The 17,706-nt window shown below is 71.1% G+C and carries 14 protein-coding genes; 5 read left to right on the top strand and 9 right to left on the bottom strand.

Features of this window, described 5'->3' with window-relative positions; genetic code table 11:
• Positions 1-19: 19 nt before the first annotated feature.
• The 4 genes from P1P70_RS24560 to P1P70_RS24545 form a co-directional block, all read right to left on the bottom strand.
• Positions 20-1,570, bottom strand: coding sequence for a GMC family oxidoreductase (locus tag P1P70_RS24560; protein ID WP_319241279.1), 1,551 nt, complete (start codon positions 1,568-1,570; stop codon positions 20-22).
• Between the two features lie 74 nt (positions 1,571-1,644).
• Entirely contained in the window at positions 1,645-3,234 is a 1,590-nt protein-coding gene (locus P1P70_RS24555) for an APC family permease (RefSeq protein ID WP_319241277.1), read from the bottom strand.
• A gap of 67 nt (positions 3,235-3,301) precedes the next feature.
• Positions 3,302-4,768 carry an aldehyde dehydrogenase family protein gene (locus P1P70_RS24550; protein ID WP_319241275.1) on the bottom strand — a complete coding sequence of 489 codons (1,467 nt, stop codon included), beginning with the start codon at positions 4,766-4,768 and terminating at the stop codon, positions 3,302-3,304.
• Between the two features lie 222 nt (positions 4,769-4,990).
• On the bottom strand, positions 4,991-5,542 hold the full coding sequence (locus P1P70_RS24545) for a hypothetical protein (protein ID WP_319241273.1): 552 nt from the start codon (positions 5,540-5,542) through the stop codon (positions 4,991-4,993).
• 418 nt (positions 5,543-5,960) lie between these two features.
• On the opposite strand from P1P70_RS24545, the gene P1P70_RS24540 reads away from it, so the two are divergent.
• From P1P70_RS24540 to P1P70_RS24525, 4 genes are read left to right on the top strand one after another with little or no spacing between them, the layout of a single operon-like run.
• On the top strand, positions 5,961-8,747 hold the full coding sequence (locus P1P70_RS24540; RefSeq protein ID WP_319241271.1) for a nitrate- and nitrite sensing domain-containing protein: 2,787 nt from the start codon (positions 5,961-5,963) through the stop codon (positions 8,745-8,747).
• Entirely contained in the window at positions 8,744-9,178 is a 435-nt protein-coding gene (locus tag P1P70_RS24535; RefSeq protein ID WP_319241269.1) for a roadblock/LC7 domain-containing protein, read from the top strand. Before P1P70_RS24540 ends, P1P70_RS24535 begins: the two co-directional genes overlap by 4 nt.
• Positions 9,179-9,187: 9 nt before the next feature.
• Positions 9,188-9,583, top strand: coding sequence for a DUF742 domain-containing protein (locus P1P70_RS24530; protein ID WP_319241267.1), 396 nt, complete (start codon positions 9,188-9,190; stop codon positions 9,581-9,583).
• Positions 9,584-9,641: 58 nt separating this feature from the next.
• Positions 9,642-10,247: an ATP/GTP-binding protein gene (locus P1P70_RS24525; protein ID WP_319241265.1), complete on the top strand. Its 606-nt coding sequence runs from the start codon at positions 9,642-9,644 to the stop codon at positions 10,245-10,247.
• A gap of 124 nt (positions 10,248-10,371) precedes the next feature.
• Here the strand turns inward: P1P70_RS24525 and glpK are convergent, their stop codons facing one another.
• The 4 genes from glpK to P1P70_RS24505 all read right to left on the bottom strand — a co-directional run bounded on the left by glpK (position 10,372) and on the right by P1P70_RS24505 (position 14,691).
• Positions 10,372-11,892, bottom strand: coding sequence for a glycerol kinase GlpK (glpK, locus tag P1P70_RS24520; RefSeq protein ID WP_319241263.1), 1,521 nt, complete (start codon positions 11,890-11,892; stop codon positions 10,372-10,374).
• Between the two features lie 63 nt (positions 11,893-11,955).
• Positions 11,956-12,741, bottom strand: a complete 786-nt coding sequence (locus P1P70_RS24515) for an MIP/aquaporin family protein (protein WP_319241262.1) — start codon at positions 12,739-12,741, stop codon at positions 11,956-11,958.
• A 337-nt stretch (positions 12,742-13,078) separates the two neighbouring features.
• Entirely contained in the window at positions 13,079-14,269 is a 1,191-nt protein-coding gene (locus tag P1P70_RS24510) for a lipid-transfer protein (protein WP_319241260.1), read from the bottom strand.
• Entirely contained in the window at positions 14,266-14,691 is a 426-nt protein-coding gene (locus P1P70_RS24505) for a Zn-ribbon domain-containing OB-fold protein (RefSeq protein ID WP_319241281.1), read from the bottom strand. The genes P1P70_RS24510 and P1P70_RS24505 overlap by 4 nt, the downstream gene beginning before the upstream one ends.
• A 256-nt stretch (positions 14,692-14,947) precedes the next feature.
• On the opposite strand from P1P70_RS24505, the gene P1P70_RS24500 reads away from it, so the two are divergent.
• Positions 14,948-15,484 carry an NUDIX domain-containing protein gene (locus tag P1P70_RS24500; RefSeq protein ID WP_319241258.1) on the top strand — a complete coding sequence of 179 codons (537 nt, stop codon included), beginning with the start codon at positions 14,948-14,950 and terminating at the stop codon, positions 15,482-15,484.
• Positions 15,485-15,514: 30 nt separating this feature from the next.
• On the opposite strand, the gene P1P70_RS24495 is transcribed toward P1P70_RS24500, so the two are convergent.
• A partial coding sequence (locus tag P1P70_RS24495; RefSeq protein ID WP_319241256.1) for a TIM-barrel domain-containing protein occupies positions 15,515-17,706 on the bottom strand: 2,192 nt, incomplete at its 5' end.

The raw sequence follows: 17,706 nt of genomic DNA, 5'->3' as shown, positions 1-17,706 counted from the left end.
CCCCAAGCCACCCCACGCCTCAGACGTCGGCCTTCAAAAGATCCGCGCACTTCTCGCCGATCATCATCGTCGTGATGCACGGATTCACGGTCACCAGATCCGGCATCACCGACCCGTCCGCCACCCGAAGCCCCTCGATCCCCTTGACCCGCAGTCGCGCGTCCAGCGGGGCCGAGGCGTCGTCGTCCGCGCCCATCTTCACCGTGCAGGCCGGGTGGTAGACGGTGTTGTGGGTCTTGCGGATGTAGTCGAACAGTTCCTCGTCGGTCCGTACGTCGGGCCCAGGCGCCAGCTCGGCCCCGGCCCACCCGCTCAGCGCCGGCTGCGCCGCGATCTGCCGGGCGAGCCGCAGCCCGTACGTCATCACGCGCACATCGTGCTCGTGCGTGAAGTAGCGCGGGTCGACCTTCGGCTTGTCCCGGTAGTCACGGGTGCGCAGCCGCACGGTGCCCCGGGACTTCGCCCGCGTCACGTTCGGCGTCAGACAGAACGCGTTCTCGGACGTGGGGTAGCCGTGCCGGGCCGTGTTCATGTCGAACGGCACGGACCCGTAGTGGAACATCAGGTCCGGCCGGTCCAGGCCCGGTTCGGTGTCGTAGAAGATGCCCGCCTCCCACCACTGGTTGGACGTCGTGGGCATCGGCTGCGCGGCCTCCCACATGATGACGCCCTCGGGGTGGTCCTGGAGGTTCTCGCCTACGCCCGCGGAGTGCACGACCACGTCGACGCCGACCTCACGCAGCTGCTCGGCGGGGCCGATGCCGGAGAGCATCAGGAGCTTCGGGGTGTCGATGGCGCCACAGGAGACGACGACCTCACGCCGCGCGCGCACCGTCCGGGTGTGGATGAGGTCCGGGTCCAGGTACTCGGCGCCGACGCAGCGCCGTCCGTCGAGCACCAGCTTCTTGGCGCGGACCCCGGTACGCACCTCCAGGTTGGGACGCCGGCCCATGATCGGGTGCAGATACGCCACCGACGAGGACTGGCGGATGTTGTTCTCGTCGGAGTTGATCTGGAACCAGTTGGCGCCCCGGATCACCGTCGTGCCCGTGTTGAACGGTGTCGTCGGGATACCCGCCTGGACGCACGCCTCCAGCAGGGCGTTGCCGCAGGGGTCCTCGCTCTTGATGGTGCGGAGCTTCACCGGGCCGGTGCGGCCGTGGTGGTCGCCGGGCGCGTCGTTGGTCTCCAGCCGCTGGTAGAGCGGGAAGAGGTCGGCCGCCGACCAGCCCGTACAGCCCGCGGCCGCCCAGTCGTCCAGGTCCTCCGCCGGTGCCCAGAAGGCGATGCAGGAGTTGTGGGACGAGCAGCCGCCGAGGACCTTCGCCCTCGCGTGCCGCATGAAGCTGTTGCCGCTGTCCTGCGGTTCCACCGGGTAGTCCCAGTCGTAGCCGGACTCCAGCAGACCCATCCAGCGCTCCAGCTTCAGGACGTCGTCGTCGCCGACGTCACTGGGGCCCGCCTCCAGGACGCACACCGTGACCGACGGGTCCTCGGAAAGTCTGGCCGCCACCACGTTTCCCGCGGTGCCGCCGCCGACCACGACATAGTCGAACTCGTCTTCGATCATGGGGGGTTGACCTCCTGGGTGCTGTGCTGTCGCGCTGGTGTGCTGTCGAGCTGCTGTGCTGTGCTGGGCGGCGCTCAGTCCGCCGCAGGGGTGGCGAGAGGGGCGGCGGGCGGCGCGGGCGGTGCGGTGCCGACCTCCGCGGCCACGCGGTGCTCGGCCAGCACACCCGTCTTGTGGCGTTGGACGAACCAGTAGTAGGCGAAGCCGCCGCCGGCGATGATCCCGACGAAGAGGACGGCGCCCCACTGCAGGTACCAGTGGAAGGGGGCGGCCGCGTTGTAGACCGCGGCGCGCGGCCAGATCAGGTTGAGGGTCATGCCCGCACCCCACAGCACGGCGAGGATGTTCACGGGCAGGCCCCAGCGGCCCAGCGAGAACCGACCGTCCCCGGCCGGCTGCCACGTGCCGCGCAGCCGCGCCACCAGCATCGGCACGGTGACGCCCAGATAGGCCAGGTAGATCATGATGATGCCGATGCTGGTCACCACGGTGAAGATCTGCGGCTGACGGATGTTGACCACCAGGATCGCCAGCGCCAGCACCCCGATGATCACGGTCGGCAGCACCGGCGTCTGGAAACGCGGGTGGATCTTGGCGAGCTTCGAGGAGGCGGGCAGGTTGTTGTCCCGGGCCATGGCGAAGGTCAGCCGGACGGCGGCGGTGTGCACGGCCAGGGCGCACACGGTGACCGCGATCAGGACGCACCACAGCATCGCCTTTCCGGCCGTCGGGCCCAGCACGTTCAGCACGACGTACTGCAGGCCGTCCGTGGACAGCTGCTCGCCCTTCAGGCTGGAGACGCTCATCAGCGCCAGCAGCAGGATCAGACCGCCGAGGACGAACGAGGCGACGATCGCCCGGATGATCGCGCGCGGGGCGTTCCGGGTCGGGTCCAGGGACTCCTCACCGAGCGAGGCGGCCGTGTCGAAGCCGTACATGACGTACGCCGACGCCAGCGACGCCACGAGGAACGCGCCCAGATAGCCGTTGCCGTAGCTCGCGCCGGTGCCGTTGGTCTCCAGGACCACCTGCGGGCCACGGGTGATGTGGACGGCGAACAGCACGATCAGCACGACGGTGGCGATCAGCTCGATGAACACGCCCGCCGTGTTGATCCGCGCCATCAGCTTGACGCCGAAGGCGTTCACGAGGGTGGTGAAGAGGATCAGCACCGCGGCCAGGATGACCGCGTTGGTCGCCACGTCGTACGTGCCGGTGCCGTCCCCGACGAGCTGGAACACGTCGGAGATCTGAGGCAGCGTCAACTGGTAGGCCAGCGCGACCGCCGCGATCGACACGACGGAGGCGGTCAGCATCATCCAGCCGGCCAGCCAGCCCAGATGCGGATTGCCTATCTTCTTCGACCAGTTGTAGACCGAGCCCGCGACCGGGTAGCGGGCCGCCAGTTCGGCGAAGCAGAGCGCGACCATGAACTGGCCGACGAACACCATCGGCCATGACCACCAGTACGCCGGCCCGCCGCTGGCGAAACCGAAGTAGAACAGCTGGAAGGTACCGGTCAGGATCGAGATGTAGCTGATCCCGGCGGCGAAGGTGTGGAAGTTGCCCAGGGTGCGTTTGAGTTCGGGCTTGTAGCCGAACTCGGTGAGTTCGGTGTCGTCGGACGCGCTCTTCGGTCCGGTGGGTTGCTCAAGGGTCGTCATGAGCGGACTCCTGGTGGGCCTGGGGAGGGGAGGGGGGAGTGGCTCTGCGGGTGCCGAGAACGACGGACTAGGCGAACCAACCCTGCGGTGCCGGGGCCGTGTTGCGCCAGATGTGCTTCGCCTCGCGGTACTCGGCGAGCCCCGCCGGCCCGAGCTCACGGCCGAAGCCGGACTGCTTGTAACCGCCCCACTCGGCCTGCGGCACGTACGGGTGGTAGTCGTTGATCCACACCGTGCCGATCCGCAGCCGGGCCGCCATCCGCTGCGCCCTGGCCTCGTCCGTCGTCCACACGGCACCGGCCAGACCGTAGATGGTGTCGTTGGCCAGCCGTACGGCCTCGTCCTCGGTGCTGAACCGTTCCACGGTCAGCACGGGCCCGAACGACTCGTCCTGGACCACGGACATCGCGGGCGTGCACTCGTCCAGGACGGTGGGCAGGTAGTAGAAGCCCTTGTCGTACGCGTCGCCGCTCGGCCGCTCGCCGCCGCAGCGCAGCACCGCTCCCTCGGCGATGCCCCTGGCGACGTACTCCTCGACCTTCGCGCGGTGGGCGGCGGAGATGAGCGGGCCGGTCTGCGCCCGCTCGTCGAAGGGCCCGCCCAGCCGGATCTCCCGTGCCCGGCGGACGACCTCGTCGACGAACCGGTCGTGCAGCGAGTCCTCCACCAGCAGCCGGGCGCCCGCCGAACAGACCTGCCCCGAGTGCAGGAAGACGGCCGTCAGCGCCATGTCGACGGCCGTGTCGAAGTCGGCGTCCGCGAAGACGATGTTCGGGTTCTTGCCGCCGAGCTCCAGCGCGACCTTCTTCACGCTCGCGGCGGCGTTGGCCATCAGCCGACGGCCGGTCTGCAGGCCACCGGTGAACGAGACCAGGTCCACGTCCGGGTGGTCCGAGAGCGGGGCACCGGCCTCGGGCCCGGCGCCCAGGACAAGGTTCGCCACGCCGTCCGGAACCCCGGCCTCCGCCAGCAGCCGCATCAGGTGGATCGCGGTGTGCGGGGTCAGCTCGCTCGGCTTCAGCACGAAGGTGTTGCCGGCCGCGAGCGCCGGGGCGACCTTCCAGGCCGTCTGGAGCAGGGGGTAGTTCCAGGGAGTGATCAGCGCGCAGACCCCGACCGGCTCGTACACCACCCGGCTGTCCACGCCCGGCTGGCCGGTGTCGACGACCCGGCCCGTCTCGGCGGTGGCCGCCCGCCCGAAGTAGCGGAAGCAGTTGGCGATGTCGTCGATGTCGTACTCGCTCTCCACCAGCCGCTTGCCGGTGTCGAGGGACTCGGCGCGCGCGAGCGCGTCCTTGTCGCGTACGAGGAGGTCCGCCACCCGGAGCAGCAGGTCACCGCGGTCGGCGGGCGAGGTGGTGGGCCAAGGGCCCTCGTCGAAGGCGCGCCGCGCGGCGGTGATGGCCTCCACGGTGTCCTTGGCGCCGGCCTCGTCGACGACCGCGACCAGGCTGCCGTCGGCGGGACAGCGGATCTCGCGCGTCCGGCCGTCGAGCGCGGATCGCCATGCTCCGCCGATGAAAAGTTCGGGCATGTCTCTCGTTCCTCCTGGTCAGCGCCATGCGGCAGGCGCCCTCGCGGCTGTGCGCCTAACCGGAAGACCGCGTTCTATGCCCAAGAGGGAGTCAAATGTGACGGTCGACACGCCTGGTCAGGAGCACCGCCCTCGGCGAGGGGGACAGGAGGAGGCGGCTGAGGCGGCACTCTCGCCGCCCGGAGGGGGCGGGCCCTTCTCGGAAGGCCCGCCCCTGTCGCCCTACGGGTGCGACAGCTGCCCGGCGCCACCCCGACGGCGTATTCGCGCCTGCGCACGCTCGGCCACCCGTGCCTCGCGGCGGGCCCGCCGACGCTCCCTGCGCAGGGCACGCGCCGTGCTGCTCGGGGTGGAGACCACCCCGTTGCGCTGCTTCCACACCTGGCGGGTCACCCAGACGTCCAGGACGCCCCAGGTCGCCGCGATGGTGCTCGCCACGCTGCTCAGCAGCATGGGGAACGCCAGCCAGGAACCCGCGAGGGTGCACAGGAAAGCCACCATCGCCTGAAGCAGTGTCACCGCGATGATGAGGACCGCGCGCACCGCCGCCGTCCGCACCGGATCGGGCAGCCGCCGCCTGCGTGCCGGCTCCTCGATCCACAACGGCCGGTAATACACCCGCTCTTCGTCGCCACGCGCGGAGAGCCCCCGTTCTTCCACCGCGACGCCGACCCCCGTCAGGAGGCCGCGATCCGGTGCCTCGGCGCTCCGCGCCGCCACCTCGGGCGTCGCCGCTCCGTCCCCGGACGCTGCGCGCCGCTCCGCCGTGCCCATCAACTCGTCACTCCCCACCGCCGGTGGACCAACAGATCCGGATCCGTGGACCCGGCCCCCCACTGGTGCCCGACTTCCTCTGGTTTACGCCGCCTGAGAGCGGCCTGCGGGATCTGTGGCCGATTCCGCCCCTGATTCCCGTACAGAAAGACGATCGACGTCCGTCGAAGATTCCCGCGGAACGAAAAAATCCGGCCAACCGGCAGACTTCCCCGACGGGATGTCATTGGTTCAAGTGCCGGACAGCGGGCGGCAATCTCCCCCAATGAACGGACAACTCCCCCTGTCCGGTTCGCTGCTGGTGCCGCGGGCGCCCTTCCGGTTCTTCGAGATACGTGTGAGTCGGTAGTAGGCTCACGCCGTTTGTTGACGCACATGTGTGCCCCCGGGCCTGGCGGGGGTCGAGCTGGGGGAGGCCATGCGCTTTCGCGGGAAATCGATCCGCCGGAAGATCGTGGCGCTGTTGCTCGTGCCCTTGGTGGCCCTGACGGGTGTCTGGACGTTCGCCACGGTGCTGACGGGCCGTGAGGCGAGCGATCTCTTCAGGGTGGCGGACATCGTCGAGGAAGTCGGGTTCCCCACCGAGGACACCATCCGTGTGCTCCAGCAGGAACGCCGCCAGACCCTCGTCTACCTCGCCGACCCCCGGTCCGACGAAGCGGTCACGGCACTCGACCGCAGCCGGGCCGCCACGGACAAGGCCGTCGGGGAGTTCCGGGAGCACGCCCGTGACGCCGACCTGCGGGACGAGATGGGCGAGGCCACCTCGCTGCGGCTGACGACGATCCTGGAGGCCCTCGACACCCTGCCCTCCCTGCGGACGACCGTGGAGAGCGGCACCCTCACCGTCACCCAGGCCCTCGGCCACTACGACGAACTCGTCGACCCCTGCTTCACCCTGCTGTCCAACCTGCCCGCGCTCGACAGCGTGGAGATGGACAAGCAGGGCCGCGCCCTGGTCAACATCGGCCGCGCCCGCGAACTGCTCTCCCGTGAGGACGCCCTGCTCAGCTCGGTGCTCGTCGCGGACCGCATCACCAAGGAGGAGATCCGCGACTTCTCCGACCTGGTCGCCCAGCGCACCCTGATGTACGAGATCAGCCTGCCGCAGCTGCCCACCGAGGACCGCGACCGCTTCGCCGACTACTGGAAGGGCGCCAGCACCGCGCCCCTGCGGTCGGTCGAACAGGCCGTCATCGGCTCCGACCCCGGCAGGCCCACCAAGTTCACCGCGAAGGGCTGGGACACCTCGGTCGAGCCCGTCCTCGCCGACCTCCGCGACCTCAGCGTCGAGGCGGGCGACCGCTACCAGGACCGGGTCCGCCCGCTGGTCACCGACGTCATCCTGAAGGCCGCCGTCGCCGGTGTCCTCGGCCTCCTCGCGCTGCTCTTCTCGCTCTTCATGTCCGTCCGCATCGGCCGCGTCCTCATCCGCGACCTGCGTCGGCTCCGCCAGGAGGCCCACGAGACCGCCGGGGTGCGACTGCCCAGCGTGATGCGTCGGCTCGCCGCGGGCGAACAGGTCGACGTGGAGACCGAGGTCCCGCACCTGGAGTACGACAAGAACGAGATCGGCGAGGTCAGCCAGGCCCTCAACACCCTCCAGCGGGCCGCCGTCGAGGCCGCCGTCAAGCAGTCCGAACTCCGCAGCGGCATCTCCGAGGTCTTCGTCAACCTCGCCCGCCGCAGCCAGGTCCTGCTGCACAAGCAGCTCACCCTGCTCGACACCATGGAGCGCCGGACCGAGGACACCGACGAACTCGCCGACCTGTTCCGTCTGGACCACCTGACGACCCGTATGCGCCGGCACGCGGAGGGTCTGGTCATCCTCTCGGGCGCGGCCCCCTCCCGGCAGTGGCGCAAGCCCATCCAGCTCATGGACGTCGTCCGCGCGGCCGTCGCCGAGGTCGAGGACTACGAGCGGATCGAGGTCCGCCGGCTGCCCAGGGTCGCCGTGACCGGCCCCGCGGTCGCCGACCTCACCCACCTGGTGGCCGAACTCCTGGAGAACGCCACGGTGTTCTCGCCCCCGCACACCGCCGTACAGGTGCACGGCGAGCGGGTCGCCAACGGCTTCACCCTGGAGATCCACGACCGGGGCCTCGGCATGTCGGCCGAGGCGCTCCTGGACGCCAACCTCAAGCTCGCCGAGACCCCCGACTTCGAACTCTCCGACACCGACCGGCTCGGACTCTTCGTGGTCAGCCGGCTCGCCCAGCGGCAGAAGGTCCGGGTCTCCCTCCAGCCCTCCCCGTACGGCGGCACCACGGCCGTGGTGTTCATCCCGGACGCCCTGCTCACCGACGACGTCCCCGACACGAACGGCATCGGCTTCCGCCTCGACCGCGCCCACCCCACCCGCGAGGCCGAGCTGGAGGCGGAGCGCAACGCGGCCCTCTCGCAGGTGCCGGTGCGGCTCCCCGGGCTCACCGCGGGCATCCTGGACGGCCCGGTGGAGCTGGAGGCTCCGGTCGACCTGGAGCCCCTGGGCGGCTTCCCGGGCGCCCTCGGCGACGAGGAGGCCGAGCAGGGCGGGCTCTTCCGGTCCCGCCGCTCGCTCACCGGCGTCACCGACGACCAGCGGCAGCCGGCGCGCGACGGTGAAGGACGGCGGGCCCCCTTCACCGACCCCGACCCGACGCTCGGACCCGTGCCGCTGCCCCAGCGCCGCACCCCCCATCTCGTCAGCTCGCACGGCCGTTCGGTGACCGGTGACAGGACCAGGCACCAGGAGGACGAGCCCGCGCCGGGCCGCACGGCGGGGCCGGAGGGGACCGCCGACACCCGCCCGCTCACCGCCCTGCCCCCCGGCGGGTACGACGGCCCCGCGCTGCCCCAGCGCCGCCGTACGTCCTCGTCGGGCGGCCCGGCCCCGACGACCTCGCCGTACGGTGGGGGCGAGCCCACCCCGCGCGCGGAGACGACGACCGACCAGGCAGAATCAGCTCCGAGCCCGCTGCCCCGTCGCGTCCGACAGGCCAGTCTGGCACCGCAGTTGAAGGAGGGCCCCGACCGGCGTACCGAGCGCGAGAGGTCCCGCCCCGAGCGGCACCAGGACCCGGCCGAGCGCGACGCAGACGAGGTACGCAGCCGTATGGCCTCGCTCCAACGGGGTTGGCAGCGTGGCCGCGAGGAGAACGCCGAAGGCGACGACGCCCGGGGCGTCTCAGCACCACGAGGAACGACTAAGGGGGACGGTCGATGACCGCACCGAAGGCCGAGAGGACCGCGACCGGTACGTCCGGGGAGCTGAACTGGCTCCTGGACGACCTGGTGGAGCGTGTCGCCAGCATCCGCAAGGCGCTCGTGCTCTCCAGCGACGGACTGCCCACGGGTGTCTCCGAGGACCTCACCAGAGAGGACAGCGAGCACCTGGCCGCCGTCTCCTCCGGCTTCCACAGCCTCGCCAAGGGCGTCGGCCGCCACTTCGAGGCGGGCAGCGTCCGGCAGACCGTCGTCGAGCTCGACGAGGCCTTCCTCTTCGTCACGGCCGCCGGCGACGGCAGCTGCCTCGCCGTCCTCGCCGACTCCGACGCGGACATCGGCCAGGTCGCCTACGAGATGACCCTCCTGGTCAAGCGGGTCGGCGTACATCTGGGCTCCGCCCCGCGCGCCGACGGCCCCCTCGGCGGGTAGTGGGACGGCATGAGCCGAGACGGTCAGGGAAGAAGCCACTGGTTCGACGACGAGGCCGGACCAGTGGTGCGTCCGTACGCGATGACACGCGGCCGGACCAACCACGCGATCCAGCACCGCCTCGACCTGATCGCCGTGGTCGTCACGGAACCGCACGTCGACGACCCGGAGGAGAACCACTCCCTCTCCCCTGAGCACGTCCGTATCGTCGAGCTCTGCCGCGACACCCCTCAGTCGGTGGCCGAACTGGCCGCCGACCTGGACCTCCCCGTCGGGGTGGTCCGCGTCCTCGTCGGAGACCTCGTGGACGAGGAACTCGTCCACGTGACCCGCCCCGTACCGCCTGCCGAGCTGGTGGACGAGAGCATCCTGCGCGACGTCATCAACGGCCTCCGGGCGCTCTGAGCGCCACGGAGGCGGAGCGAACACGTGACAGACAACCCATCCAGCAGGAGAAAGACCGATGATCCTCGGGCGCTCTGAGCGCGGCACACCCCCGGTCGAACCCGTCACGCTCAAGATCCTCGTGGCCGGCGGCTTCGGCGTGGGCAAGACGACCTGCGTCGGCGCGGTCAGCGAGATCAAGCCCCTGCGCACCGAGGAGGTGCTCACCGAGGCGGGCCGCCCGGTCGACGACACCAGCGGTGTGGAGCACAAGACGACGACCACCGTCGCCATGGACTTCGGCCGCATCACCCTGCGCGAGGACCTCGTCCTGTACCTGTTCGGCACTCCCGGGCAGGACCGCTTCTGGTTCCTCTGGGACGAACTCGCCTCCGGCGCCCTCGGGGCCGTCGTCCTCGTCGACACCCGCCGCCTGGAGGACTGCTTCGCCGCCGTCGACTACTTCGAGCGGCGCTCCATACCCTTCGTGATCGGCGTCAACTGCTTCGACGAAGCCGCGCGTTACCCCGCCGAGACGGTCCGTCAGGCCCTCGACCTCGACCCCGACGTACCAGTCGTCCTGTGCGACGCCCGACAGCGGGACTCGGTCAAGGACGTCCTCGTCGCCGTCGTCCGGCACGCGATGGCCCAGGCGTCGGGGCAGCGCCAGGCCGTCACCACCTGAGGCACGGCCCGTACCCCCGCCGACAGGGGTACGGACCGTGGCTTCCGGGCACGCGCGCGTGGAGCGGCGTCCGACGCCGACGAACGCCGTACGCGCGCGTGGGTCCCACCTTCCGCTCGCGTCGTCAGCTCGCGTCGTCCTCGTGCCAGCCGAGGCTCTTCTCCACCGCCTTGCGCCAGTTGTGGTACTCGCGGTCACGCACGGAGGCCTCCATGGCGGGCGTCCACTCGACGTCCCGCTGCCAGTGCGACTTCAGCTCGTCCAGGTCGTTCCACACCCCGGTCGCGAGACCGGCGGCGTACGCGGCCCCCAGGCACGTCGTCTCCGAGACCCGGGGCCGGATCACCGGCACGCCCAGGACGTCCGCCTGGTGCTGCATCAGCAGGTTGTTCTTGGTCATACCGCCGTCGACCTTCAGCGTCGTGATGGGCACCCCGGAGTCCTGGAACATGGCGTCCACCACCTCCCGCGTCTGCCAGCTCGTCGCCTCCAGCACCGCGCGCGCGAGGTGCGCCTTCGTGACGTACCTCGTCAGCCCCGTCACGACACCGCGGGCGTCCGAGCGCCAGTAGGGGGCGAACAGGCCCGAGAACGCGGGCACGATGTACGCCCCGCCGTTGTCGTCGACGCTCGCCGCCAGCGGCTCGATCTCGTCGGCGCTGCGAATGATGCCGAGCTGGTCGCGGAACCACTGCACCAGGGCGCCCGTGATCGCGATCGACCCCTCCAGGCAGTACACCGGCGCCTCGTCGCCGATCTTGTACCCCATGGTGGTGAGCAGCCCGTTCTTCGACGGCACGGGCCGGTTCCCGGTGTTGAGCAGCAGGAAGCTCCCGGTGCCGTAGGTGTTCTTCGCGGTGCCCACGTCGTAGCAGGCCTGGCCGAACACCGCCGCCTGCTGGTCGCCGAGCGCCGAGGCGACGGGAACGCCGGCGAGGGGGCCCACGGCGGTGCCGTACACCTCGGCGGAGGACCTGATCTCCGGTAGGACCGCTTCCGGAACGTTCATCGCGGAGAGGATCGAGGCGTCCCACTGGAGGGTCTCCAGGTTCATCAGCATGGTGCGTCCGGCGTTGGTGACGTCGGTGACGTGCCGGCCGCCGTCCGTGCCGCCGGTCAGGTTCCAGATCAGCCAGGAGTCGATCGTGCCGAACGCGATCTCGCCGTGCTCGGCACGCGCTCGCAGCCCCGGCACGTTGTCGAGCAGCCAGGCGGCCTTCGGCCCGGAGAAGTAGCTGGCCAGGGGCAGACCGGTCTGCTCACGGAAGCGGTCCTGCCCGTCCGTGCCGCCGAGTTCGTTGCACAGCGCCGAGGTACGGGTGTCCTGCCAGACGATCGCGTTGTGCACGGGCTTGCCCGTGGCCCGGTCCCACAGGACCGTCGTCTCCCGCTGGTTGGTGATGCCGAGCGCGCTGATCTGCTCCGCCCGCAGACCCGCCTTCGCGATGGCCCCGGCGACGACCGCCTGCACCTTCGACCAGATCTCCGTGGCGTCGTGCTCCACCCACCCGGGCTTGGGGAAGATCTGACGGTGCTCCCGCTGGTCGACGGCGACGATGGCGCCGCCCTGGTCGAAGACGATGCAACGGCTCGAAGTGGTGCCCTGATCGATGGCGGCGACGTACTTCTGGGCGTTGTCCGGCATGACATCCCCTCACGTCTTGCGTCGATTCATGTCTTGCGTCGGTTCACGTCCTACGGCGGTGGGTCAGAAGGCTGCGTTGTAGACGAGGCCGGCGAGGACCCCGCCGACCAGGGGGCCGACGACCGGTATCCAGGCGTAACCCCAGTCAGAGGTGCCCTTGTTGGGGATCGGCAGGAAGGTGTGCACGATGCGGGGGCCGAGGTCACGGGCCGGGTTGATGGCGTAGCCGGTGGGTCCGCCCAGGGAGAGGCCGATGCCGACGACCAGGAACGACACCAGCAGCACCGAGATGCCGGAGCCGTAGATCCCGGCCTCCTCGCCGGGAATCTGACCGATGCCGATGCCCGTGTTCCGGCCGAAGGCGAGGATCGGCAGTACGAGGGCGATCGTCGCGATGATCTCCGTGACCAGGTTGGCGACCGGGTTCCGGACCTCCGGGATGGTGGAGAAGATCCCGAGGGTCGGCGTGGGCTCGTCCCCCGTGCCCTCCGTGGTGCCCTCCTTGCGGACGTTCGCCTGGAACTGCGCGAGGTACACGAGATAGGCGAGTACGGCGCCGAGCATCGCACCGACCAGCTGGCCGAGCAGGTACACCCAGACCTTGTCCCAGACCTCCGTGTCGACCGCGATCCCGAGGGTCACCGCCGGGTTGAGGTGCCCGCCCGACAGGGGAGCGGCGGTGTAGGCGCCCGCCAGCACGGCGAAGCCCCAGCCGAACGCGATGACGATCCAGCCCGACGCCCTCGCCTTCGAGAACCTGAGAGTGACGGCGGCGCACACACCGGCGCCGAAGAGAATCAGGATCGCCGTACCGATGACCTCACCGACGAATATGTCTCCGTTGCTCATGGCGGCTCCTTGGCCCCGGCCCGGAGCGATCGGCCCCGGACCTCCGTGACGAGCGTGCCGTCGTGGCCGCATCGCCCGTGGGGGATGGCCCGTTGCAGGCGGGGAGCCCGAGCGGCGGGGTGCACAAAGAAGCCCGAATCCGGCGATGCCGACCGACACGGGAAGTGTTCACCGGCACCCAGGGGGCGTCAAGAATCCGCACAGCAACGCTTGAAGGCGCCTACGGGACGCGCACGTCGGCGCGCACGGCCCGGCCCACCCGGCGACTGCCCGCCCGGTGCCTCCGGTGCCTCCGGTGCCTCCGGAGCCCGCTCGGCGTCTTCTGAGCCGATGTGCATCACCGGACCGCGATCACCGCGGACCCATGCCCGAACAAGCCCTGGTTGGCGCTGACCCCCACCCGCGCCCCCTCGACCTGCCGATCGCCCGCCTCGCCCCGCAACTGCCGGACCAGCTCGCACACCTGGGCGATCGCCTGCGCCGGAACAGCCTCCCCGAAGGAGGCCAGTCCTCCGCTGCTGTTCACGGGTATGCGGCCGCCCAGCGCCGTCACCCCGTCCCGCAGCAGCTTCGCGGCCTCGCCCTCACCGCACAGCCCCAGATCCTCGTACCACTGCAACTCCAGCGCGGTGGACAGGTCGTAGACCTCGGCGAACGAGAGATCCCCGGGTTCGACAGCGGCCTCCTCGTACGCCGTCCGCGCGATCGACGCCCGGAACGTCTCGTCCGGCGGCGCCACCGCGACCGCCGAGTCCGTGGCGATGTCCGGCAGATCCAGCACCGTGTTGGGATAGCGGGGCGTCACCGTGGACACCGCCCGTACCCGCACCGGGTCGGCCACCCCGTGCCGCCGCGCGAACCGCATGCTGGACAGCACGAGCGCCGCACCCCCGTCCGAGGTCGCGCAGATGTCCAGCAGCCGCAGCGGATCGGCGACGACCGGCGAGGCCGCGACCTCCTCCGCGGTGACCCGCTTGCGATAGCGCGCGTACGGATTGAGCGCCCCGGCCGCGGAGTTCTTCACCTTGACCCGCGCGAAGTCCTCCGGCGTGTCCCCGTGCACCGCCATCCGCCGTCGCGCGTACAGCCCGAAGTACGTCGGATTGGTGGCCCCGAGGACCCGGAACCGCAGCCAGTCCGGATCGTCCGTCCGGTCCCCGCCCGCCGGCCGGAAGAACCCCTTCGGAGCCGAGTCCGCGCCCACCACCAGCACCACGTCCGCGAGACCGGCGAGAATCTGGGCCCGCGCGGTGCCGACCGCCTGCGCCCCGGACGCACAGGCCGCGTACACGCTCGTGACCCGGGCCCCCTGCCAGCCCAGCGCCTTCGCGAAGGTCGCTCCCGCCACATAGCCCGGATAACCGCCCCGCACCGTGTCCGCACCGACGACCGAGCCGACGTCCCGCCAGTCGAGCCCGGCGTCGGTCAGCGCCTCACGCGCGGCCACCGTCCCGTACTGGACGAAACTCCTGCCCCACTTGCCCCACGGGTGCATGCCCACGCCGAGCACCGCCACCTCGCCCGTCATGCCGTCACCCCCGTCGGCCGCCACTGCCAGGTAGTCCAGACTGTCCCCGCGTCCTCGTTCAGGACCCCGGGAACGACCTCCACCTCCATGCCCACCGCCAGATCGACGACGGTGACCCCGGGAACCGCCTGCCCCAGCACCACGAGACGCTCTTCGGCCAGTTCCACAGCGATCAACGCGTACGGCTCCCACGGAAGTTCCGGATCGGACACGTAGGGTGACGGAGGCCGGTACCGGCCGTCCGTGTACGACCACACCCACCCCCGGCGCGACAGCGGGACCTCGCGCAGCTCACCCCCCGGACAGCCCGGATTGCGACAGAAGGCGTCCTCGCGGGGGAAGAACACCGAGGCGCACGCCGAACAGCGCGTGCCGAGCAGTCGGAACCCCTCGCCTTCCCCGGTGAACCAGCCCGCGACCACAGGTGTGCGACTTCGCGACAAAGCCCCTCCCGGCGAACGGATCTGATGAATCGTCAGGAGTCTGGCACGGTCATCCCGAATTGGGCAGGCCCCCGGAGAACCAACGAGCCCCGCCCGGCGTCGCAGTATCGGGAGGGCCGGCCGGGGCCCACGGGGGTGGTTCCGGCCGGCCCTCCCTCGTACCGGCGGACTGGACGCGCGCGAATCGAGCCGCCCCGACGAGACGACCAGCAGATGATCGGATACAGTCCGCCGCGTGTCCGCGAATCAACACCCACCAGCCAACTCCGCACCGGACTCGCATTGTTCGAGCTGCGGAGCGCCCTACGGAGAGGGCGTTTCCGGCTGGCCCCGCACCTGCGAGGCCTGCCACACAGTGGCCTACCGCAATCCGCTTCCCGTCGCGGTGGCCCTCCAGCCCGTGTACGACACCCAGGGCACCGCCCTCGTGGTGATCACACGGACCATCGCCCCCGCGCGCGGGGGCACCGCCCTGCCCGGCGGCTTCATCGACCACCGGGAGGACTGGCGGCACGCCGTCGTCCGTGAACTCAAGGAGGAGACGGGTATCTGCGCCGCCGACCGCGACGTACGCCTCGCCGACGCCATGAGCTCGCCCGCCGGTCATCTGCTGCTCTTCGGGCTCCTCCCGGAGCGCCCGGCCGCCGGCCTGCCGGCGTCCGTCGCCACCGACGAGACGGAGGGCTGGCACCTGCTGCGCAGACCCACCGAACTCGCCTTCCCGCTGCACACCCTGGCCGTCCAGGCGTTTTTCGACGGCCGCTACATCTGAGCCGAAGCCGCACCTGAGCCGCACCCGGGCTCACCGCCGGTCGAGCCCTCGTACCTTCACGGGATACGCGGGCTCGACCGGCCCCTCGTCCCCCTCCCGCTCCACGACCAGCCGCGGCCCCTCCCAGCGCGCCGTGTACCGCTCGACCTCCGGCTCGTCCCAGCCGTCGCCGGCGTCCGGCACCACGAGCCCGCCCCCCGTCAGCCCGCGCGCGGGTGCCCACACCTCCAGCTCCAGGCCGCCGTCGGCACCCCGGACCGGGACCACGGCACCCGCGCGCGCGAGTACGGGCACGCGTGACAGCGGCGCCTCCAGCAGCACCTGCCCCGGCCCCTCGTACGCCCGCCCGGTCACCGTGTCGTGCCAACGGCCAGTCGGCAGCTGCACCGCACGCCGGTCCACGCCCGGCTCCAGCACCGGCGCCACCAGCAGACAGTCACCCAGCAGGAACGCGTCCTCGCAGTCGCGCAGCCTCCGGTCCTCGGGCGCTCCCCACCACAACGGGCGCACGTACGGCGCCCCCGTACGACGCGCCAGATGGGCCAGCGTCATGAAGTAGGGCGACAACCGCCGCCGCTCGACGAGCGCCACGCGCGCGTGCTCGACGACCTCGTCCCCGAACTCCCACGGCTCCCGCCGCCCCGCCCGCAGACTCGCGTGCGTACGGAACAGCGGCAGATACGCGCCGAGCTGGAACCACCGCAGATACAGCTCCGGCGACGGACTCCCGTCGAACCCGCCCACGTCCGGCCCCGAGTAAGGCACCCCGCACAGCCCCAGCCCCAGCACCAGCGCGAGCGACGCCCGCAGCCCCGGCCAGCCCGTCGCCACATCCCCGGACCACGTCCCGCCGTAGCGCTGCATACCGGCCCACCCGGAGCGCGAGAAGACGAACGGCCGCTCCTCGGGCACCAGCTCACGCAGCGCCTCGTACCCCGCGCGGGCCATACAGAGCGCGTACACGTTGTGTGCCTCGCGATGATCACCGCCCCGGCCCTCCAGATCGTGCCGGACCGACCGGGGCAGCGTGTTCTCCCCGAACGCCGTGAACGACGTCGGTTCGTTCATGTCGTGCCAGAACCCCGCGAACCCCTGCGCCAGCCGCTCCTGGTACAGCCCACCCCACCACGCACGCGTACGCGCGCGCGTGAAGTCCGGAAAGACGGACTCCCCGGGCCACACGAGCCCCTCCGCGACCTTCCCGGTGGCATCACGCACGAAGGCGTCCTCGGCCGTCCCGCTGTCGTACACCGCGTCGCCCGGCCGCGCACCGACCGCCGAGTCCACGATCGACACCAGCCGGATCCCCTCCCGCCGCAACTCGTCGGCGAGCACCGACAGCTTCGGGAAGCTCTCCGTGTCGACCGTGAAGACCCGGTGGGCGTCGTAGTGGTCGATGTCCAGGTGGACCACGTCGAGCGGCAGACCGTGCTCCCGGTACCCCGCCACGATCCGCCGCACCTCCTGCTCGCTCCCGAAGCCCCACCGCGCGTGATGATGGCCCAACGCCCACGCGGGCGGCAGCGCCGGAGCCCCCGTCAGCGCGGCCCAGGCATGCAGCACGCGCGCGGGGGTGCCCACTATCACCCAACAGCGCAGTGGCCCGCCGTCCATCCGCAGCTCGGACGTCCCCGCCCGGTCGTGCCTGGACCCGGCGCCCTCCTCGCCCTCGCACAGCGTCACCGTGCCGTCCCACGTGGTGTCGTGGAACACCAGGTGCGTGGCCGCGTCCGCCACCACCATCTGCACCGGCATCGTGATGTACAGCGGATCGTCACCCGGCGCGAACGGACGACCGGGGTCCGTGTTCCACAGCCGGTACGTCCCGTCCCGCAGCCGGGGACCCGACGCCCGTCCGCCCAGACCGAAGAACCGCGCGTCGGCCGCCACCTCCGACCGCTGCACCCACCGCGCCTCGCCCCCACCGACCGGCTCCCACCACCGGGGCGGCAGATCACGCCGCAGGACCACTCCACCGGGCGTACGCACCTCCACGGCACCGTGCCGCGACACGACGACCGTCACACGCTCGGCAACGACCCGCCAGGCGCCGTCCTTGTCCGGCTCCAGCTCGGCCCGCGGATCCGGCTCCGGGCACCGGCCCGCCAGCGCGTACGACGGCTCGGGACCGGCACCGTCCCAGCCCCAGAAGACCGCGCCGTGCACATCGACCGTGACCCGCAGCTCGGACCTGCCGAACCGGACGATCCCGCCCCCGGGCC

It is taken from the genome of Streptomyces sp. MB09-02B (genome assembly GCF_033794485.1).
Classification (GTDB): domain Bacteria; phylum Actinomycetota; class Actinomycetes; order Streptomycetales; family Streptomycetaceae; genus Streptomyces.
Note: the sequence above shows the minus strand (reverse complement) of the source record. Positions and strands in the feature narration are given on the sequence as shown.

Excerpts from the sequence above, each read along its gene's own strand:
- P1P70_RS24560 (WP_319241279.1), bottom strand. The coding sequence starts at position 1,570 with ATGATCGAAGACGAGTTCGACTATGTCGTGGTCGGCGGCGGCACCGCG.
- P1P70_RS24530 (WP_319241267.1), top strand. The coding sequence starts at position 9,188 with ATGAGCCGAGACGGTCAGGGAAGAAGCCACTGGTTCGACGACGAGGCC.
- P1P70_RS24550 (WP_319241275.1), bottom strand. The coding sequence starts at position 4,768 with ATGCCCGAACTTTTCATCGGCGGAGCATGGCGATCCGCGCTCGACGGC.
- glpK (WP_319241263.1), bottom strand. The coding sequence starts at position 11,892 with ATGCCGGACAACGCCCAGAAGTACGTCGCCGCCATCGATCAGGGCACC.
- P1P70_RS24525 (WP_319241265.1), top strand. The coding sequence starts at position 9,642 with ATGATCCTCGGGCGCTCTGAGCGCGGCACACCCCCGGTCGAACCCGTC.
- P1P70_RS24540 (WP_319241271.1), top strand. The coding sequence starts at position 5,961 with ATGCGCTTTCGCGGGAAATCGATCCGCCGGAAGATCGTGGCGCTGTTG.
- P1P70_RS24510 (WP_319241260.1), bottom strand. The coding sequence starts at position 14,269 with ATGACGGGCGAGGTGGCGGTGCTCGGCGTGGGCATGCACCCGTGGGGC.
- P1P70_RS24535 (WP_319241269.1), top strand. The coding sequence starts at position 8,744 with ATGACCGCACCGAAGGCCGAGAGGACCGCGACCGGTACGTCCGGGGAG.
- P1P70_RS24545 (WP_319241273.1), bottom strand. The coding sequence starts at position 5,542 with ATGGGCACGGCGGAGCGGCGCGCAGCGTCCGGGGACGGAGCGGCGACG.
- P1P70_RS24515 (WP_319241262.1), bottom strand. The coding sequence starts at position 12,741 with ATGAGCAACGGAGACATATTCGTCGGTGAGGTCATCGGTACGGCGATC.
- P1P70_RS24555 (WP_319241277.1), bottom strand. The coding sequence starts at position 3,234 with ATGACGACCCTTGAGCAACCCACCGGACCGAAGAGCGCGTCCGACGAC.